The sequence below is a fragment of the Pseudomonas sp. Marseille-Q5299 genome, assembly GCF_943737035.1.
Taxonomy (GTDB): Bacteria; Pseudomonadota; Gammaproteobacteria; order Pseudomonadales; family Pseudomonadaceae; genus Aquipseudomonas; species Aquipseudomonas putida_E.
In genome coordinates this window covers 260881-280501 of the sequence record NZ_CALSFR010000004.1, presented here as the reverse complement: position 1 = coordinate 280501, position 19621 = coordinate 260881, and the positions used below count along the sequence as shown (strand labels likewise).

General features: G+C 62.3%; 10 protein-coding genes. 7 read left to right on the top strand and 3 right to left on the bottom strand.

Annotated elements, in window-relative coordinates; translation table 11 throughout:
* Positions 1-66: 66 nt before the first annotated feature.
* A complete protein-coding gene (locus NGJ21_RS14005; protein ID WP_174141650.1) occupies positions 67-2367 on the bottom strand; it encodes a fatty acid cis/trans isomerase in 2301 nt (766 codons plus the stop codon).
* A gap of 169 nt (positions 2368-2536) precedes the next feature.
* Between NGJ21_RS14005 and metH the strand changes: the two genes are divergently transcribed.
* Together metH and NGJ21_RS13995 are read left to right on the top strand one after the other, a co-directional pair.
* Complete coding sequence (gene metH / locus NGJ21_RS14000) at positions 2537-6244, top strand: methionine synthase (protein ID WP_174141649.1); 3708 nt, start codon at positions 2537-2539, stop codon at positions 6242-6244.
* Between the two features lie 77 nt (positions 6245-6321).
* Positions 6322-6540 (top strand): DUF2970 domain-containing protein, encoded by a 219-nt coding sequence (locus tag NGJ21_RS13995; RefSeq protein WP_115275295.1) that lies wholly within the window; start codon positions 6322-6324, stop codon positions 6538-6540.
* Between the two features lie 266 nt (positions 6541-6806).
* Here the strand turns inward: NGJ21_RS13995 and NGJ21_RS13990 are convergent, their stop codons facing one another.
* Positions 6807-7883 (bottom strand): ABC transporter substrate-binding protein, encoded by a 1077-nt coding sequence (locus NGJ21_RS13990; protein WP_119688653.1) that lies wholly within the window; start codon positions 7881-7883, stop codon positions 6807-6809.
* Positions 7884-8098: 215 nt separating this feature from the next.
* Here NGJ21_RS13990 and NGJ21_RS13985 point away from each other — a divergent pair, with 215 nt between their 5' ends.
* Both NGJ21_RS13985 and NGJ21_RS13980 read left to right on the top strand, forming a co-directional pair.
* The gene (locus NGJ21_RS13985; RefSeq protein ID WP_046787237.1) at positions 8099-9751 is read left to right on the top strand and encodes a nitrite/sulfite reductase; all 1653 of its coding nucleotides are present in this window, start codon (positions 8099-8101) and stop codon (positions 9749-9751) included.
* The gene (locus tag NGJ21_RS13980; protein WP_046787238.1) at positions 9735-10229 is read left to right on the top strand and encodes a DUF934 domain-containing protein; all 495 of its coding nucleotides are present in this window, start codon (positions 9735-9737) and stop codon (positions 10227-10229) included. The genes NGJ21_RS13985 and NGJ21_RS13980 overlap by 17 nt, the downstream gene beginning before the upstream one ends.
* 72 nt (positions 10230-10301) lie before the next feature.
* Here NGJ21_RS13980 and NGJ21_RS13975 read toward each other — a convergent pair whose 3' ends face one another.
* Complete coding sequence (locus NGJ21_RS13975) at positions 10302-15536, bottom strand: NEL-type E3 ubiquitin ligase domain-containing protein (protein ID WP_251962218.1); 5235 nt, start codon at positions 15534-15536, stop codon at positions 10302-10304.
* A gap of 151 nt (positions 15537-15687) precedes the next feature.
* Here NGJ21_RS13975 and NGJ21_RS13970 point away from each other — a divergent pair, with 151 nt between their 5' ends.
* From NGJ21_RS13970 to NGJ21_RS13960, 3 genes are all read left to right on the top strand, one after another.
* The gene (locus NGJ21_RS13970) at positions 15688-17265 is read left to right on the top strand and encodes a hypothetical protein (RefSeq protein WP_119688651.1); all 1578 of its coding nucleotides are present in this window, start codon (positions 15688-15690) and stop codon (positions 17263-17265) included.
* A gap of 199 nt (positions 17266-17464) precedes the next feature.
* Positions 17465-18268, top strand: a complete 804-nt coding sequence (gene dkgB, locus NGJ21_RS13965; RefSeq protein WP_174141647.1) for a 2,5-didehydrogluconate reductase DkgB — start codon at positions 17465-17467, stop codon at positions 18266-18268.
* A gap of 75 nt (positions 18269-18343) precedes the next feature.
* Entirely contained in the window at positions 18344-19525 is a 1182-nt protein-coding gene (locus NGJ21_RS13960; protein ID WP_115275301.1) for an MFS transporter, read from the top strand.
* Positions 19526-19621: the final 96 nt, after the last annotated feature.

Genomic DNA, 19621 nt, shown 5'->3' with positions numbered 1-19621 from the left:
GCCTGGCAGCCCCGGACCACCCAACCTTTCCGACCGCAGGTGTGCCGGAAAGGTCAGCGCAACCGATCAGAGGTTCTCGTAGCGGTTCATGTCCAGCACCCCGGACTCCAACGGCTGGGTTTCCTTGATATAGGTGCTCAGGTCGTGGAAGTAACGCCAGAACTGCGGGTGGCTGCGGCGCACGCCCCAGCGCATGACGATACGTTCAAACCTGGCGGCATCGTCGCGCGCGTATTCCATGTCTTCGACGAACTCCGGCACATCCGCCGCCGGGATGTTGAAGATGAAGTTCGGGTAACTGCTGAGCACCCCGGGGTACAAGGTCAGGGTATCGAGCCCCGGCTGGTAGCGCGCGGCCTCGCCCAGCAGGAACGCGACATTGCTGTGCGCACGGTTGCGCAGCAGGCTGTAGACCTGACGCTGGCCGCCTTGCCCTTCGATGCGCAGCAGGGTGGCTTCAGGCAACTGGTTGATCACCTTAAGGCCTGCGGCCGGGCGTGATACGAGACGGCTGAGCGACTGCTCGACGTTACGGAATTCTTCATTCATCTGCGGCCGCGAGCAGTAAGCACCCTGGCAGCGGTTGATCGGGTCGGGCGCAGCGTTCAGGCTGCCGGTGCGCTGCAGCAGCTTGAGGCCGAAGTCGCGCTTGGGGTCGCGTGGGTCGAGCCTGATGCCGCTCGGCGTGTCAGTGTCGATGTCTTCATAGTCGAGCCACATCTTCACTTTGCCGCTGTTCTGGTACCAGTCGCTGAGAATTGCACCACGCTGGTCCGCTGGCATCAGGCGCAGGAAGTTGACCTCGGCACCATTGCGGATCAGGTCGAAGTACAGCCGCGTCTGCAACTGGTGCGAGACATTGCCGAATACATCGAAGTTGACCGCCAGCTGGTAATAGGTGCGTTCGAATAGCGGGTAGTCGAACAGCCACACCGTCAGCGGTACATCGCCGACCAGGCCCTTGGTCACCGAAGCGCTGTCGAAGTGGCGGAAGATGCTGAGCAGCGCATTGTCGTTGCCGGCCCACAGGGTCGACCAGCCCGGCGCCGGCATTTCGGCGTAGGCGTCGCGACGCAGTTTTTCATACTCGTTGCGCTTGTCACGGTAGGCATGCCAGAGGTTGAGCACACTGCCCACGTCATCGATCTGGCCCGGCATGGCGAGCAACGGTGTGGCCTGGCCACGGTACGCCGCATCGGTGACGTAGCGGTCGTGCGCCGGTTCCTGGAACAGCGCCCAGAAGTTATCGCGGATCACATCGGTAGCGATCTGCCCACGGCACACCGGTCCACGGATGAAGGTGCGGACGAAGTACTCGGCGTTGTCCAGCATGAACTGGTAGCGCGCCACCGCCGGGATCGCCTCGAAGGTCTCGAACGGGTTGGCCCGGTGGCGCGGCCCATACCCCGGCAGCGCGCTGGCGTGCCAGTCACCGGCATAGAACAGCTGCTTCACGCGCTTGAGCTTTTGCGGCCCCATCGGGTAGGTGATGTGGGTTTTATGCACGATCACACCCTGCACCGGAATCAACCGGTAATAAAAGTCGGTACCCGGCGGGTCGTTGGGGCGGCGCGTGGCAATCAGGTCGACCGGCTGGCCGCTGGGCGTGCGCGAGCGCACCCACTGGAAGAAGTGGCCCTGCTCGCCGCCGACGAAATGGATGTGCGCCAGGAACAGGTGCTCGTACAGCCAGCGCCCGACCAAGGCCTCGGTAGAGCCCGGTCGATTGAGCAGTTCTTCCCAGTCGGCAATCTGTTTGGCCTCGGCCGCGCTGGGTTGAATGGGCTCATACTCGACCGGCGCACCTGCAGCCAGCCAACCCTGCAGGGTCTGGTATTCCTTATCGGTCAGGCCAGTGACCGCCAGCGGCATACCCTCTTTGGGGTGGGCGCCGGCATAGGCATCGAACTCATGGGGCAACGGGCACATGTTGTTGCGCGCGAGCCCCAGGACGATATCGTCGGGCAGCTTGGCGTTGGGGGTAAGCGGCGCCTTGTGCCCCAGCTCCAGCATGCGTGCCATCAATGCGGCCTGGCTGCCCTGGCCGTCTAGCACGGAATAGAAGCCCTTCTTGCGCCACTGCTCTTCGCTGTGCGCATCGTAGAACAGCCGCGTGGTCGGGACTGCCTTGCTCCTTTCACCTTGGTACACCGGTACCTTGGTTGCACCACGCACTGCGCCTTCGGGGCTCTCCAGCTTCAGCTGGCAGGCGGCGTCGTTGCAGGCATGGCAGGCCACGCACTTCTCGGTGAAAATCGGTTGAATGTCCCGGGTGTAGGAAATTACCGCGCTCGATTGGGGGGCTTGTGCGAGCGCGACGCTGCTGAGCAGCAGCGCGAAAGCGCCGACAAGAAAACGATGCACCATGTGCCGAAAGTCCTGGGTTCTAGAAAAGCCATCACGTTTGCCTGGTCGACCATGGGTGCTTCACGGCGCAACATGAACGAAATTCATGCGAATGGCCAATGCGCCTAAAAACCGCGCAGCTTTGTTATGATTCCGCACCTTCTGATATTCGCCCGACCAGGTAGTTCCTATGTCCGACCGCAGCGCTCGTCTCCAAGCACTCCAGCACGCACTCAATGAGCGCATTCTGATCCTCGACGGCGGCATGGGTACTATGATCCAGAGTTACCGCCTCGAGGAACACGACTATCGTGGCACGCGCTTCGCCGATTGGCCAAGCGATGTAAAAGGTAACAACGACCTGCTGCTGCTCAGCCGCCCCGATGTCATCGCTGCCATCGAGAAGGCGTACCTGGACGCTGGCGCCGACATTCTCGAAACCAACACCTTCAACGCCACGCAGATTTCCCAGGCCGACTACGGCATGGAGTCGCTGGTCTACGAGCTGAACGTCCAGGGCGCACGCATCGCCCGCCAGGTGGCGGACGCCAAGACCCTGGAAACGCCGGACAAGCCACGCTTCGTTGCCGGCGTGCTCGGCCCGACCAGCCGCACCTGCTCGATTTCCCCGGACGTAAACGACCCCGGCTACCGCAACGTCACCTTCGACGAACTGGTGGAAAACTACATCGAGGCGACCCGCGGGCTGATCGAGGGTGGCGCCGACCTGATCCTCATCGAGACCATCTTCGACACGCTCAACGCCAAGGCAGCGATCTTCGCCGTGCAGCAGGTGTTCGAAGATGACGGCATCGAACTGCCGATCATGATCTCCGGCACCATCACCGATGCCTCGGGCCGTACCTTGTCCGGCCAGACTACCGAAGCGTTCTGGAACTCGGTACGCCATGCCAAGCCGATTTCCGTCGGCCTGAACTGCGCGCTGGGCGCGAAGGACCTGCGCCCTTACCTTGAAGAGCTGTCGACCAAGGCCGACACCCACGTTTCCGCCCACCCCAATGCCGGCCTGCCGAACGCCTTCGGCGAGTACGACGAAACCCCGGCCGAGATGGCTGCCGTGGTCGAAGAGTTCGCGGCCAGTGGTTTCCTCAACATCATCGGCGGTTGCTGCGGTACCACGCCCGGGCACATCCAGGCCATCGCCGAGGCAGTGGCCAAATACAAGCCGCGCCAGATCCCGGAAATCGCCAAGGCCTGCCGGCTGTCGGGCCTGGAACCGTTCACCATCGACCGCCAGTCGCTGTTCGTCAACGTCGGTGAGCGCACCAACATCACCGGCTCCGCCAAGTTCGCCCGGCTGATCCGCGAAGAGAATTACACCGAAGCGCTGGAGGTCGCCCTGCAGCAGGTAGAGGCCGGTGCTCAGGTAATCGACATCAACATGGACGAAGGGATGCTCGACTCCCAGGCCGCCATGGTCCGTTTCCTCAACATGATTGCAGGCGAGCCGGACATCTCTCGCGTGCCGATCATGATCGACTCGTCGAAATGGGAAGTGATCGAGGCTGGCCTCAAATGCATCCAGGGCAAGGGCATCGTCAACTCGATCTCCATGAAAGAAGGCGTCGAGCAATTCAAGCACCACGCCCGCCTGTGCAAACGCTACGGCGCGGCCGTGGTGGTGATGGCCTTCGACGAGGTCGGCCAGGCCGACACCGCCGCGCGCAAGAAGGAAATCTGCCAGCGCAGCTACGACATCCTGGTCAATGAAGTCGGCTTCCCGCCGGAAGACATCATTTTCGACCCGAACATCTTCGCCGTCGCTACCGGCATCGAAGAGCACAACAACTATGCCGTGGACTTCATCGAGGCCTGCGCCTACATCCGTGACCACCTGCCACATGCGCTGAGCTCGGGCGGCGTGTCCAACGTGTCGTTCTCGTTCCGCGGCAACAACCCGGTGCGCGAGGCGATCCACTCGGTGTTCCTGTTCCACGCCATCCGCAACGGGCTGACGATGGGTATCGTCAACGCCGGCCAGCTGGAAATCTACGACGAGATCCCGGCCGAGCTGCGCGAGCGGGTCGAGGACGTGGTGCTCAACCGCACCCCCGAAGGTACCGATGCATTGCTGGCCATCGCCGACGACTACAAAGGCGGCGGCGCCACCAAGGAAGTAGAGAACGAAGCCTGGCGCTCACTGCCGGTCGGCAAGCGCCTGGAACATGCGCTGGTCAAAGGCATCACCGCACACATCGTCGAAGACACCGAGGAGTGCCGCCAGCAATGTGCGCGCCCGATCGAAGTCATCGAAGGGCCGCTGATGAGCGGCATGAACGTGGTTGGCGACCTGTTCGGCGCCGGCAAGATGTTCCTGCCGCAGGTGGTCAAGTCGGCGCGGGTGATGAAGCAGGCCGTGGCCCACCTGATCCCGTTCATCGAGGCCGAAAAAGGCGACAAGCCCGAAGCCAAGGGCAAGATTCTCATGGCGACGGTCAAGGGCGACGTGCACGACATCGGCAAGAACATTGTCGGCGTGGTCCTGGGCTGCAACGGCTATGACATCGTCGACCTCGGCGTGATGGTACCGGCAGAGAAGATCCTGCAGACCGCCCGCGACGAGAAGTGCGACATCATCGGTTTGTCCGGCCTGATCACCCCGTCGCTGGACGAGATGGTTCATGTTGCCCGGGAAATGCAGCGCCAGGGCTTCGAGCTGCCGTTGATGATCGGCGGCGCCACCACGTCCAAGGCCCATACCGCAGTCAAGATCGAGCCCAAGTACAGCAACGATGCGGTGATCTATGTGACCGACGCCTCCCGCGCGGTAGGTGTGGCCACCCAGTTGCTGTCCAAGGAACTCAAGCCCGACTTTGTTGAAAAAACCCGCCTGGACTACATCGAAGTGCGTGAACGCACTGCCAACCGCAGTGCCCGCACCGAGCGCCTGAGCTACGCGCAGGCCGTGGCGGCCAAGCCGAAATACGACTGGGCCGCTTATCAGCCGGCGGTCCCTGCCTTCACAGGCGTCAAGGTGCTGGACAACATCGACCTGCGCACCCTGGCCGAGTACATCGACTGGACGCCGTTCTTCATTTCCTGGGACCTGGCCGGCAAGTTCCCACGCATCCTCACCGATGAAGTGGTGGGTGAAGCGGCAACCTCGCTGTACAAGGATGCCCGCGAGATGCTCGACAAACTGATCGACGAGAAGCTGATCAGTGCGCGCGCCGTGTTCGGCTTCTGGCCAGCCAACCAGGTTGCCGATGACGACATTCAGGTCTACGACGACAACGGTCAGCCCCTGGCCACCTTGCACCACCTGCGCCAGCAGACCATCAAGCCCGATGGCAAGCCGAACTTCTCCCTGGCCGACTTTGTCGCGCCCAAAGACAGCGGCGTCACCGACTACATGGGTGGCTTCATCACCACCGCCGGCATTGGTGCCGAGGAAGTGGCCAAGGCTTACCAGGACAAGGGCGACGACTACAGCTCGATCATGGTCAAGGCCCTCGCCGACCGCCTGGCCGAGGCCTGCGCCGAGTGGCTGCACGAGCAGGTGCGTAAAGAGCACTGGGGTTATGCGCGCGACGAGCACCTGGACAACGAGGCACTGATAAAGGAACAGTACAGCGGCATCCGCCCTGCCCCAGGCTACCCGGCCTGCCCGGACCATACCGAAAAAGAAACGCTGTTCCGCCTGCTCGACGGCACAGCCATTGGTGAAACCGGCCCCAGCGGCGTGTTCCTCACCGAGCACTTCGCCATGTTCCCGGCTGCGGCGGTCAGCGGCTGGTACTTTGCTCACCCGAAAGCGCAGTACTTTGCCGTGGGCAAGGTCGACAAGGACCAGATCGACAGCTACAGCGCACGCAAGGGCCAGGATGTCAGCGTCAGCGAGCGCTGGCTGGCACCGAACCTGGGGTACGACAGCTGACGTTCGTGGGGCCGCTTTGCGGCCCCATTTGCCATCTACACTGTCCCTGATTGCCTCTGAATATCCAAGGAGCCAGCATGGACGATTCCAGTCAAGGCAAACCCCCTACCTTCTGGCAGATGCTGCACAGCATCCTGGCCGCCGCGCTGGGTGTGCAGAGCGGCAAGAACCGCGCGCGCGACTTTACCCATGGCAAGGCCAGCCACTTCATCGCGCTGGGCGCACTGTTCACCTTGGTGTTCATCCTGATCCTGATCGGCCTGGTACGACTGGCGCTGCACCTGACCGCCCACTGAAACGCAACCCGCCCGCGTAATTCCCTTGCGCGGGCGGCTCAAGTTGCATCACGGCCTGGAGCTGAGGCTATTGGTGGCTGACCCAGTACACGGCAGTGACCACCACCAGGACGATCAGGCAGAGGATCGCCCAGGCATCGACGCTGCTGTCAGCTTTGCGGACCTTGGTTGTATTTCCCATTGCATTGCCTCTTGTAGTGGTTATGGGAATGCACTTCACAACCAGCAGTTAAGACGAGCAATGCCCTTCTCTCAAGCAGGGTTTTTCAGTAGTCGACAGGTGACGTCAGGAAGGGATACCGGTAAGTCGGCGGGCGTCCTTGGGCGCTGAAACGCTGGAAGTCGACACCATAGTCGTCCTGTTCCGCCAGCTTGAGCCAACGCTTTGCCTTGTCTGGATCGATCGACTGCAAAACCGGCATCACATGGTCGCGCTGACCATCCCGTGCGATATCCACACCATAGGCATCGTCATGCAGCATGACCATGGCCCAGCCGCCGAGACTGAAATGCCCACCCATCAGCACCCCCAGGCGCCCTTCGATACGCGCTCTCAAGGCCTCGGGGGAGCTGTTGACGGCGCTGAACACTACATCTTGCCCAGGCTTGCGCCCCGCAGCCTCGAACGCGCGCATGGCGCCAAAGGCCATTTCGTCGTTGGCCGACCACACCAGCTTGATATCCGGGTAGCGCTGCTGCAACTGCTGCGCCTGTTCAAAGGCGCGCTGGCGGTTCCAGCCACCGTAAACCATCTGCCGCAGGCGCACCTGAGGGAAGTCGGCCAAGGCGCGACGCATGCCTTCTTCACGCAACTGCGAGGCGGGCGTGGTCTTGAGCCCGGCGAAAGCCACCAGGTCCACCGGCTCGTTACTGGGCGGCAGCAAAGCGACCATCTGGTGCAGCATCTGGTAACCGGCCTGCTCGTCATTGGCCGTCAAGGCCCCTAACAAAGCGCCGTACTTTGCGGGCTGGGCTTGAATGCTGCTCGCCTGGCTGGCGGTCAGCCCGTTGTTGACCAGTAACAGCTTGACCCCGCTACCTTGCGCCAGGCGAATGATCTGCGGCGCAACGTACCGCTCGTTGACCAGCACGAGGTATTCCGGGCGCTGCGGGCCCTTGAGCACCGCCCGGGCCTGGCTCAGGGCGCGCTCGGGATTACGGGCGCTGTATTGCACCTGCAGCGCCATGCCCAGGTCATCAGCCGCCGCTTGCATGAAGCGCGAGTAGCTGACCCAGAACGTCTCTGCGGGTAGGCCCGGATTGAGGAAAACCACCGAAGCGGCCTGAACGCTGGCTGCCAGCGGCAGGCTCAGGCACAAGCTGTAGCACAATGCCTTGAGCATGCGGTTACATCCTTACCAACAAACCCGCGAGTATAAACCTGCGGCGCTGAGTGACGGATAAACGCCAGTCAATCTCACTTAGTTCGTTTGGTTCTTTTCATATGCAAAAACATCACTTTAGCGCATAAACGCAACCTGATATCGTTTCCCCGCTCCGAACCGGAGTGCGCGGCCGTGCGCGCGAATAGCTGCATGCAGCCTGAGACAGGACTTTTATGTACGTATACGACGAGTACGATCAGCGGATCATCGAGGACCGCGTCAAGCAGTTCCGTGATCAGACCCGCCGCTACCTGGCCGGTGAGCTGAGCGAAGAAGAATTCCGCCCTCTGCGCCTGCAGAACGGCCTCTATATCCAGCGTTTCGCCCCGATGCTGCGCGTCGCCGTGCCCTACGGCCAGCTGAACGCCCGCCAGGTTCGCACACTGGCCAAGATCGCCCGCGATTACGACAAGGGCTATGCCCACATCTCCACCCGCCAGAACGTGCAGTACAACTGGCCGGCACTTGAAGACATCCCGGACATCCTTGCCGAACTGGCCACCGTGCAGATGCACGCGATCCAGACCAGCGGCAACTGCCTGCGCAACACCACCACCGACCAGTTCGCCGGTGTTGCCGCAGACGAAATCATCGACCCGCGCCCCTGGTGCGAGATCGTCCGCCAGTGGACCACCTTCCACCCGGAATTCGCCTACCTGCCGCGCAAGTTCAAGATCGCGATCAACGGCTCGAAAGAAGACCGCGCGGCCATCGAAGTGCACGACATCGGCCTGGAGCCGGTGCGCAACGCTGCCGGTGAGCTGGGCTTCCGCGTGCTGGTCGGGGGCGGCCTGGGCCGTACCCCGGTGGTCGGTTCGTTCATCAACGAATTCCTGCCGTGGCAGGACCTGATCAGCTATCTGGACGCCATCCTGCGCGTGTACAACCGTTACGGCCGTCGTGACAACAAGTACAAGGCGCGGATCAAGATCCTGGTCAAGGCCCTGACCCCGGAAGTGTTCGCCGAGAAGGTCGAGGCCGAAATGGCCCACCTGCGTGGCGGCAGCACCACCCTGACCGAAGAAGAAGTACAGCGTGTTTCGCGCCACTTCATCGACCCGGACTACCTGGCCCTGGACAACGTCGACTACAGCGCCCAGGACGCCGAATACCCAGGCTTCGCCCGCTGGCGCTCGCGCAACACCCGCGCCCACAAGCGCCCTGGCTACGTGGCCGTGACCCTGTCGCTCAAGCCCACCGGCGTTGCCCCGGGCGACCTGACCGACAAGCAGCTGGACGCCGTGGCGGACCTGGCAGAGCGCTACAGCTTCGGCTTCCTGCGCACCTCGCACGAGCAGAACATCATCCTCGCCGACGTCGAGCAGCGTCAGCTGCACGCCCTGTGGCTGGAGCTGCGCGAAGGAGGTTTCGCCACGCCGAACATCGGCCTGCTGACCGATATCATCTGCTGCCCTGGCGGTGACTACTGCTCGCTGGCCAACGCCAAGTCGATCCCGATCGCCGAATCCATCCAGCGCCGCTTCGACGACCTGGACTACCTGTTCGACATCGGCGAGATCGACCTGAACATCTCCGGCTGCATGAATGCCTGCGGCCACCACCACGTCGGCCACATCGGCATCCTCGGCGTGGACAAGAAGGGCGAGGAGTTCTACCAGGTGTCCCTGGGCGGCAACGCCGCGCGCGACGCGAGCCTGGGCAAGATCCTTGGCCCGTCCTTCGCCCAGGACGACATGGCCGACGTGATCGAGAAGCTGATCGCCGTGTACGTGGAGCAACGTACCGAGGAAGAGCGCTTCATCGACACCTACCAGCGTATCGGCATCGACCCTTTCAAGGAACGCGTCTATGCAGCGAATCATTAAGAACAACCAGATCGTCGACGAAACCTGGCACCTGCTGCCCAAGGAAACCACGATCGACGAACTGACCAACTGCGACGACTACATCGTCCCGCTGCAACTGTGGCGTGACCATGCCCATATGCTCAAGGCTCGCGACGGTGGCCTGGGCGTGTGGCTGGACAGCGATGAACAAGCGGAAGAGATCGGTGATGACGTGCAGCACTTTCAGGTCATCGCCCTGAACTTCCCGGCCTTCACCGATGGGCGCAACTACTCCAATGCGCGCCTGCTGCGCGACCGCTACCAGTTCAAGGGCGAGCTGCGCGCCATTGGCGACGTACTGCGTGACCAGTTGTTCTACCTGGCCCGCTGCGGTTTCGATGCCTTCGCCATCCGTGCCGACAAGGACCCGGAAGATGCCCTGCAAGGGCTGAAGGACTTCTCGGTGACCTACCAGGCCGCCACCGACGAGCCGCTGCCGCTGTTCCGCCGCCGCTGATCGTCTCCCGGCATGGTCCACCGCACGGTGGGCCATGCTGCAGTTCATGCAGCCACCTCGCTGCACGGCTTTTCAACCCCTGCGGTCAATGGGCCTTCTGCTTACCCCCCAGGGATCCAGTTCTGCAGCCCCGTCCCGTTCTGCCCGCAGCCGAGCCAGTGCTTCACGCACGCGCTCCATGACCGTCTCACTCAGCTGGTTCTGTTCGAGGTTGACCGTGTGCGGGTGCGCTTCGACCCAGCTCAACGCCTCCTCGCTCAATGTCACGATCCGGTTGCCACGCAAGTCTACGACCAGGTTTGGCTGGCGCTGCAGCAACGCCAGCGGAAAACTGCGAAGGCCCGTGGCACGCAACGACACGTACTGCAGGTGAACGTTGTAGCGCAACTGTGGCGCTACCCCTAATGGGTTAGCGTCAAGGTTTAGCACCTCCAGCCTGGAGAACCATTCCAGCCGCAACTGGCTTTGCGCGTCGAGTGTTATGAGATTGTTCTGCATGAAGAGCTGGGTCAACCTGCCCAGAAGATTCAACTGTGCCGGGACAGTGAGCAAGCGGTTCGCTGCGACATCGAGAGTGCTCAGTTGCACAAGGTTGCCAATACTGTCCGGCAACGCACTCAGGAGATTACCGCTCAATTGCAAGCTTTCAAGGCTTGCCAGTTGCCCAATCCGCCCATCAAGCGCAGCGATCTGGTTGAAGGAGAGGTCCAGATGGGTCAGTTCGGTCAACTGCTCGATGCCAGCCGGTAGATCGGCAAGTTGATTGCCACTGAGGTCCAGAGCGTTCAATTCGCTCAAGTACTGCAACCCCGGCACCGTTTCGAGCATGTTGCCGCCAAGGTTCAATGTGCGCACCCGCGGCAAGTGCTCAAGCCCATCAAGCGTTCGCAAGCAATTGCCAGAGAAGTCGACTGTTTCCAGATTGGGAAAACGACGCAGGAAATCAGCCTCGATAACCGTAATCTGATGGTTGCACACTGACAGGTCACGTATTTGTTCAAACATGATGCCTGGGGGCAGCACGGGTAAAGAACTGACGGTCCACCCTTCGCTGCTCGAACGCCGGGGCGGGACATCATTGCTGTAATCCGACTGCCAGAAATGGCGCAGGACACCCGCCAGATAGGACCGCGCCAGATATTCCGGGTCGCCAGGCTCCCCGCACCACATCGCCAGGCTACTGTCCAGACGCCTCGACAGATGGGCAAACGCGCGCGAGCCAGGACCATGAGGTAGCTCGAGTCGATACCACGTCCGGTAGTTGCCGCGGGCCAGCGCCAGCGTCAACGCGACCTCCTCCTGCGTGCGCTGCTCTGCAATTCCAGCGCCTGCATTGCTCGGTGCCTGCTCTTGCTCGCCATTGGCCGCTAGTGCGGCTTGCCGTTCTGTGTAGGCTTGCCGTATGGCCGCGAACTGATCGGCGTACGCGAGCCGTACATGATCCTGCCAGAATGCCTGCTGAGCCAGGAACTGGCTCAGCGCCTCAGCTGTTTCGGCCTCGTACACCGCGGCCTCGGCTGCGACCAGTTGGTCCGGCGTCACGTTGGCGACATGCTTGAAACTCAGATAGGTCGGTTGGCCGTAGATACCCAGCGACTCTGCAAGCTGTACCCGGAAGGCCAGGTAAATCTCACTTGGCTTGAAGGGCACCGAGCGCTGGCTCAGGCTTTCGATGTACCGCTCAGCGAAGCGGTTCACCTGATCAAGCCTGAACAACTCACGGCCCAGGCTGCGCAGCGCTTGCTCGACTTGCCTACCGCGCACGCCATCGGTGCGCAACGCCACCTGCAGGTGGACGATCAAGGCATCGAGGTCGGCGCCTGCGCCTGGTACCGCTGCCTGATGGAATACCGCCCGTCGAATATGAGCATGGTTGTACATGGCATAAAGCAGCTCACCCACACGACGCCGCATGTCTTCGGTTTCAAGAGCAAATTTTTCGGTCTGCAGCAACGCTGTGAGAAAAGCAAAGAACTCTTCGCAGCCTGGCTCTTGCGCCAGCGCCTGCCAGTACCTGCGACGCGGCGCAGCCTCGCGCTCGGTCAGCCCTTCGAGCCACGGGGCAATGCCCTCTGCGCCCTGCTGGCCGATCGCTTCAGGCTCGATCGCCAGCCGCTCGAGTGCAACCGGTGATAGCGGATTGCCCTGCAAGCTTGCGCAGCCGGGGTTGGCGCGTAACCAGCCGGCCTGCGCTTCACTGATGTCGACGATGCGATTGTTACGCAAATCGAGCTGTTCCAGCTGTGCCAGTGCACTGGTATCCGGTATCGAGGTCAGCCGGTTGGAAGACAAGTCCAGGCGCCGTACATTGGGAAAGCGGGCGAGCAAGCCCTCGCTGAGCGCCGTCAGATCAAGATTGCGCAGTACCAGGGAAGTCACATGGTCGAAGTGAACGCGCTCCGGCAGTTCGGGCAGACTACCCAGGCGTGAACCCTCCAGAATCAACGCAGGATGGCCGTCAGTGTCGTGAGTGCGACGTTGCCAGGCGTGACGAATCCGCCGTGCCATGCGCGCCCGCCGGATCAACTGAATCGGCCCCGACGATTGCCGACGCCACAGCCCCAACGCCTGATCAAGCGTTCGCAGCTCTTCACACAGGCGCAGGTAGTGATTCCAAGGTGTCAGCCCAAGCGTGCGGGCGTTCTGCTCAAACTGCTCCATCGCGCTTTCGTCGAAATCGGGGAACAGCCGTTGAATACCCCGACGCAATGCGCGATTGCTGCTTTCGCCACGGCCACTCAAGGGGTAACCCAGGCGCCCGTCGCCCAGCCGTACCGGCGGCCTGAAACCAAGGCCGACTGGCGCCATGCGCAACAGTGAAGCGGCGAGCTCGCGTTCTTCGCTGGCCCATTGCGACATGGCCTGGGCCAGTGTTTCGGGGGCGTCGCTGGCATCGCCCAACATTCGTTTCTGCCAGGGATCGAGCTGCAGCAACAGGGCCTGGAACAGGCTGTCGTCAGCTCTGGCCAATGGCAACGGGTTTGCGCGCGCATCCAGCGCCTGATACCCCTGGGCCGTTCGAAGCACGGTGCGTACCTCGCTGGCCGCTTGCGCTCCGGCCGACGCAGTCATTTCACCCGACAGCGTGTCACCGCGCAGCTCGATGCGCACTCCTCGCCACGGTGCGCGCTCGGCGATCATGCCCAATGCCAGTTGCTCGGTATCACGATTGATTGCTGCGGTTTGAAGCAGGCCCGCACAAGCGCGGTCCAGGCGCGTATCGCGCACGTACCAGCGCGCCTGCTCGGCCAAGGCCAACGGCACACGCTGGTGCGCGAGCATATGCTCCACCTGGTCCTCGGGCGCATGTTCGATGATCTCACGCGCACCCATTACCGACAGGCCGGGAAAGTCCCGGCGAAGCAGGGTTTCGGCTTCGCCGGGCATGGGCTGCTGAGCCTGCAGCTGCCGCTCGAAGGCCTCCCCGTTCAGCTCTGGCCGCTGAGCGTGCAACTGCTGCCTCTGCACCGCATCGTGCAAGCGCGCCGGCGCCTGTGCCTGTTCCACATGCAAACGGCGCAGTTGGTCCTGGTTGAACCCCGTTGCCCGCATCACCGCGTGTATGGCCTGCTCATCGAGGTGCCCCCAGCCCGCGTCGAGGTCCTGAAACAGCTCAGCGCTGGCGTGCCATTCCTGGGGCGTCTCCAGTTCATGCTGCCAGCAAGCGCCCTCGTTGCCCTCGAGCAGCGGCGCATAAGCATTGGGACGCACGGGATGGCGGATGCGACGCTGCTGCGTTTGAGCTTCCAGGTAGGTCAAATGGCTGGCCAAGGGTGTACGCACATACTCTGCACCTTGCAGACTGATCAACTCACCGACTGCTCCTCGGTCTCGGACGGCATAGCCTGGCAGCCTGGGGTCACTCAACTTCAATGTATGTTCATCCGTGTAGACCGGCACTAGATCTGCGACGCGAGCATCCTCCACCAGGCGGTGCGAAGCCGCGCCTGCGCCGGCATTGACTGCTGTCATAGCCACGGTTTGCGCTACGCAATACAAGTGCTCCAGCGCGCTCTGGCGGTCCCCCAAGCGCCAATCGGCATAGCCCTCGTACACGTCGTCAGCCACCTGCAACGCGGTGATCCCCAGCAATGGCAAAGCCAGTGCAGGTAGCGCGAAGCTCGCCAGGCCCAACGCATCGATGGCAAAGCTCAGGTAGAAATGCAGGCGCCTGTCGCGCTGCTGCGCGTCCACTTCGGCAGTGGGTATGGCGTGCACTTTGGCATTGTCCAAAAGGGTGTCGATCAGTTGGCGGCGCAGGTATTCGAACAACGGCTGCTCGATAGGCTCGTAACGACCATCGAGCTGGACCGGCACATTCTCGGCAGTATCACTCAGCGCCTGGGTCAAGGCACGGGTGTAGGCACTCCGGTCACGCTCACCGATAAAGCGTTCGAAGAATTCGACGTAACCGGGCAAACGGAACTGTTTACCCAACGTCATGAACAGCGATGCCCAAGAGGTATACCAGGTCAGCGGGCCTTGAGGATCATCAGGGATCCAGCACAATATGCCCTCGAACTCGTCACCGGTCGCGCGCTGATGGGTTATCTCGAACGCCACCGCGCCCCGCACCAGCCGGCCGAACACACGCAGTTGCATGGGCCGCAGCCCAGAGATGGAGGGGGGTGTAGCTGAGATCAAGTCAATCAGCGGGGCACAGTGTTCATAGGCATGCCTTGCTATTTCACCATTGACCAGTGCCAGCCTCAGCGCCGCCTCGAGACTCGTGCGATAACCTGCCTCGATCAGCGTGCTCAGTTGTTTCCCCGCTTCACCACCGGGCGTCAACTGCGCGCGCAGGTACGCCTGGTAACGCCCCCCCAGGTCGAGCGAGCGGCACAGGGCAAAGAATGCTTTGGGCGAGAGCGCGCAAGCATTCCCTGATGCATCCAGCACCGCAGTGCCCTGCATGATGCTGGTGGCGAACGTTTCACCTTCGGTAAAGTTATGCAACGCCGATTGCAGCAGGCTGTGCTGGTAGATCTGCTCTTTGACCCCATCCGGCACTTGCGCAACATGCGAGGGATATCGCTGCAGGGTTCTGCGCCGCAGCGTGGCCCGACGCACATCGACACCAAGTTGATGTTCCGCCTGCAGAGCTTCTCGCAGCAGCGGCTCGGCAAATGCATCGAGTGGGGTGATCCGCGCCAGCCATTCGTGCAACTGATGCTGTAGCTGCTGTTGTCGCTGCTGGCTCTGGAGCAAGCTGTTGAGGGTGTCGGACGCAAGTTCGGTCAGCCAGGCGGGCAAGCGACTGGCAATCAAGGCATTGGTGGAGTCATCAGTGAACGGCTGACTGGGCATCGCGGGCTCCTAGGGCGCAAAACAGCGATTGCACCACCGCGTGACGAGGCTTTTGCGTTAACTATTGCAACCTGCCTACGTGACAGACGTTCACGTTTGCACAAGCCCTGCCGATAACAGTTACAACTGCTGACCAGAAAGGAAGCTGGCGATGAACCCGATCACCTCAGTGGTGCGCCTGACCCCTGTCGCCCACATCACCCACCGTGCACCTCAGGTACCAGCCACCCTGCCGACAGAAGCGCCGATGACATCCCCGAGCACGGCGGTAAGCCTTGGCCAGCAAGAAAGCCGCGTCGACACCCAGACCTACACGGCCAAAGGTACCCTCGGTAAAGCGCAGACACAGTATGTGTGGGAGCAGGACGGCATCGACAAACTCAGCATGTACATGCTGAGCGCCATTCAGGCTTCCTCCCCAGCAGCGCGCTTCCAAGGGCTTGGCGCTGCCCTGTTGGAGCAACTGGCGGCCAGCGGTGGCCAGCGTATCTCGCAATCCGGGCTGGCGATCGATGATGGCGCGACAACCGACCCGTTGCTGCTGGCCATGCAGCAGGCCAGGTTGCGCGAACACGCCACCAGCAGCGTCAGCTTCAACCTCACTACCGGCTCAGGCGCCACCGTGACGGTGGGGCTCTACAGCAGCACCAACGGCCTGGCCGTGGATGCCGACGTGCAAGGCGGTACGTTGACCACTGACGAGCTCAAAGGCTTGGCAGCGCTTGCGAACAGCTTCCAGGCTGCCCTCAACGGGCTGACCCAGGAACCACCCAGCCTGCAGCTGGGCGCACTGGTCAAGCTCGACCCGGCGCTGTTCACCGGCTTGCAGTTGAATGCCAAATTGCAGAATGCCGGCGGCGACCAGCAAACCTTCGACCTGCAACTGAACGAAGATTCCCGCAACCTCACACTGCAAGGCGCCAACGGCACGGTCAGGATGAACCTCGACACCCAGGGCGGCGCGCTGCTGGGCAGCCAGGCTCAGCGTCAGGCAGCTGTGGCCAATTACCTGACCCAGTTCGACGCAGCACAAAAGCGCGGCCATGGTGACGCGCAACTGATGGCACTGTTCAAGGATGCCTTCAGCCAGCTCAACAGCGTGGACGATACCAGCAAGCGCCCTGCAGGCCATGACCTGGCGCAGAACACGGCCAGCCGCCTGCTGTTGAGCGGCCTGGCCGACTTCGATGCCGCGATCACGCAGACCGAACAGAAGATCAATCCGATGCGGCCTGAAGAAGTGGACCACTTCGACTACAAGGTTTCGCAATCGACCACTCTGCAAGGCCCGGCAGCGAACCTGGCCGTGGAGCAGGCGCAACAGGCAAGCATGAAAGCCGCCTGGCATGAAGGCTTGAACCCGCTCGTCGGCCTGACCCTGACCCGCGACAACAAAACGCAGAACTACAGCTATCACACGATTGACGACCAATCCCGCAGCAGCACTCGCCTGGCGTTCGCCGACAACGCCCTGGTCGAGGCGACCGCGACTCAAGAGGCCAGCCAGAAAGAGCGCGTGCGCACCTATCAGGAGGGCGTGCTGCAGGACGATACGACCCATAGCGCAGCGGCAGCCCAGTCTCGTGAACTGCTGGACATGCTTGACGAGATGCTCAGCCAGGATCGGGCTGCGCGGCGTGCAGGGCTGGCCTCTACGCTGCAAGAGCAGGTGGCTGGCATGGGCCATCTGTGGCGACTGCAGTCGGCTCCTGGGCAGATCACCACGTGAGTCGAGACTGACAGGGCTTATTCACGGCGTTCGAATCACGAGCCCAGGGATGACTCGTGATTTCTGGTCAAAAGACCTTGGCGTTGTGCCGTCTTAATCAAGCCCTGCAAAACTTGCACACTGCTCCCCATTCGAACGAGGTCGGCAGCAGGGCGCCCAAGCTCTGGTTCAACCTCAATCACTCAGCAGGAGCAGCCCCATGAGCATTCCATCCTTCGGCCTTGGCACCTACCGCCTCACCGGCCAGGCCGTCATCGACTCGGTAAAGTCCGCCCTGGCGCTGGGCTACCGCGCCATCGACACCGCGCAGATCTACAAGAACGAAGCCGACGTAGGCCAGGCCATTGCCGAAAGCGGCGTACCGCGCAGCGAGCTGTTCATCACCACCAAGATCTGGGTCGACAACCATGGCGCATACAAGCTTGCCCAAAGCTTGCGCGAGAGCCTTGCCAAGCTGCGTACCGACTACGTCGACCTGCTGCTGATCCACTGGCCAGCCCCAGGCAAGGGCATCGAACTGGCCGAGTACATGACAGCTTTGGCCGAAGCCAAAAAACTCGGCCTGACCCGTCAGATCGGCGTGTCAAACTTCAATATCGAACTCACCCGCCAAGCCATCGAGGTGGTCGGCAAAGACGAAATCGCCACCAACCAGGTCGAGCTCAGCCCCTACCTGCAAAACGCCAAACTGGCTGCCTACCTCAAGGATCAGGGCATCACCCTCACCTCGTACATGACCCTGGCCTACGGCAAAGTGCTGAAGGACCCGGTGCTGGCCGAGATCGCCGCCAAGCACAAGGCCACGGTCGCCCAGGTGGCCCTGGCCTGGGCCATGCAGCAGGGATACGCAGTGATCCCCTCCTCCACCAAGCGCGAGAACCTGGCCAGCAACCTGCTCGCCTGCAGCCTGAGACTGGATGCCGACGACATGGCGCGCATCGCCTCGCTCGAGCGCAATGGCCGTGAAGTCAGCCCGGATGGCCTGGCGCCCGCCTGGGACTGATTACCCGCTGCATGTCGGTACCGGCCTGTTCCTGGCCGGTACCACTGCTCATTGACCTTTGAACCGGAGCTCCTGATGAGCACGCTTTCCCCAAAACGGGTTTTGTTTGCCCTGGCTATCGGCGCCTTCGGCATCGGTACCACCGAATTCACGCCCATGGGCCTGCTGCCGGTAATCGCGCAAGGCGTCGATGTGAGCATCCCCAGCGCGGGCATGCTGATTACCGCCTATGCCATCGGCGTGATGGTCGGTGCGCCGATCATGACCCTGCTGTTCAGCCGCTTTGGCAAACGCGCCGCACTGATGGCGCTGATGGCCATCTTCACCCTCGGCAACCTGCTCTCGGCACTCTCCCCGGACTACTACACCTTGCTCGCCTCGCGGCTGGTCACCAGCCTCAACCACGGTGCCTTCTTCGGCCTGGGCGCAGTGGTCGCCGCCAGCGTGGTCCCCAAGGACAAACAGGCCAGTGCCGTGGCAACGATGTTCATGGGCCTGACCATCGCCAATATCGGCGGCGTACCTGCGGCGACCTGGGTCGGCCAGCAGGTCGGCTGGCGCATGGCCTTTGCCGGTACTGCAGTACTCGGCCTGTTGGCCATGGCCGCCCTGTGGTACGCGCTGCCCAAAGGTGAGCGTGGCAGCGTGCCCCACGTGCGCAAAGAGCTGGCGGTCATCGCCCGCCCCAGCGTGCTGCTGGCGATGGCTACCACCGTGCTTGGCGCCGGTGCCATGTTCACCCTGTACACCTACGTAGCGCCGGTGCTGGCGGAACTGACCGGCGCTTCAAACAGCTTCATCACCCTCGGCTTGGTGCTGATCGGTGTCGGTTTCACCTTGGGCAACAGCCTGGGTGGGCGCCTGGCCGACTGGTCGCTGGACGGCGCTGCGCGCATCTTCCTCGGTGCTCTGGCGCTGATCATGTTGCTGATGCCGCTGCTACTGGGCAGCCACATTGGTGCGGCCGTCGCGCTGCTGGTCTGGGGCGTGTTCACCTTCGCCGTGGTGCCGCCCTTGCAGATGCGCGTCATGACTGCCGCCATCGAGGCACCAGGGCTTGCATCGTCAATCAACGTCGGCGCATTCAACCTTGGCAATGCCGTTGGCGCGGCACTGGGTGGCACGGTGATCAGCCTGGACCTGGGCTATGCCGCAGTGCCCATGGCCGGCGGCGTGCTGGCGGCGGCGGCCCTGGTGCTGGTATGGCTGGGCGGGCGCGGCAAGGCTGTCGACAAGGCCTTGGGCGCCGCGGTTTAGCCGCTGGCGCAAGCGCTGCACTCTTGCAACGGGCGCAATTATGAAGTGCCCGTTGCAGCCATTCCCCCCAATGCCGCTACAGCAGTACTCTCCTCT

Coding starts and splice junctions, on each gene's coding strand:
- NGJ21_RS14005 (WP_174141650.1), bottom strand. CDS start 2,367: ATGGTGCATCGTTTTCTTGTCGGCGCTTTCGCGCTGCTGCTCAGCAGC.
- metH (WP_174141649.1), top strand. CDS start 2,537: ATGTCCGACCGCAGCGCTCGTCTCCAAGCACTCCAGCACGCACTCAAT.
- NGJ21_RS13995 (WP_115275295.1), top strand. CDS start 6,322: ATGGACGATTCCAGTCAAGGCAAACCCCCTACCTTCTGGCAGATGCTG.
- NGJ21_RS13990 (WP_119688653.1), bottom strand. CDS start 7,883: ATGCTCAAGGCATTGTGCTACAGCTTGTGCCTGAGCCTGCCGCTGGCA.
- NGJ21_RS13985 (WP_046787237.1), top strand. CDS start 8,099: ATGTACGTATACGACGAGTACGATCAGCGGATCATCGAGGACCGCGTC.
- NGJ21_RS13980 (WP_046787238.1), top strand. CDS start 9,735: ATGCAGCGAATCATTAAGAACAACCAGATCGTCGACGAAACCTGGCAC.
- NGJ21_RS13975 (WP_251962218.1), bottom strand. CDS start 15,536: ATGCCCAGTCAGCCGTTCACTGATGACTCCACCAATGCCTTGATTGCC.
- NGJ21_RS13970 (WP_119688651.1), top strand. CDS start 15,688: ATGAACCCGATCACCTCAGTGGTGCGCCTGACCCCTGTCGCCCACATC.
- dkgB (WP_174141647.1), top strand. CDS start 17,465: ATGAGCATTCCATCCTTCGGCCTTGGCACCTACCGCCTCACCGGCCAG.
- NGJ21_RS13960 (WP_115275301.1), top strand. CDS start 18,344: ATGAGCACGCTTTCCCCAAAACGGGTTTTGTTTGCCCTGGCTATCGGC.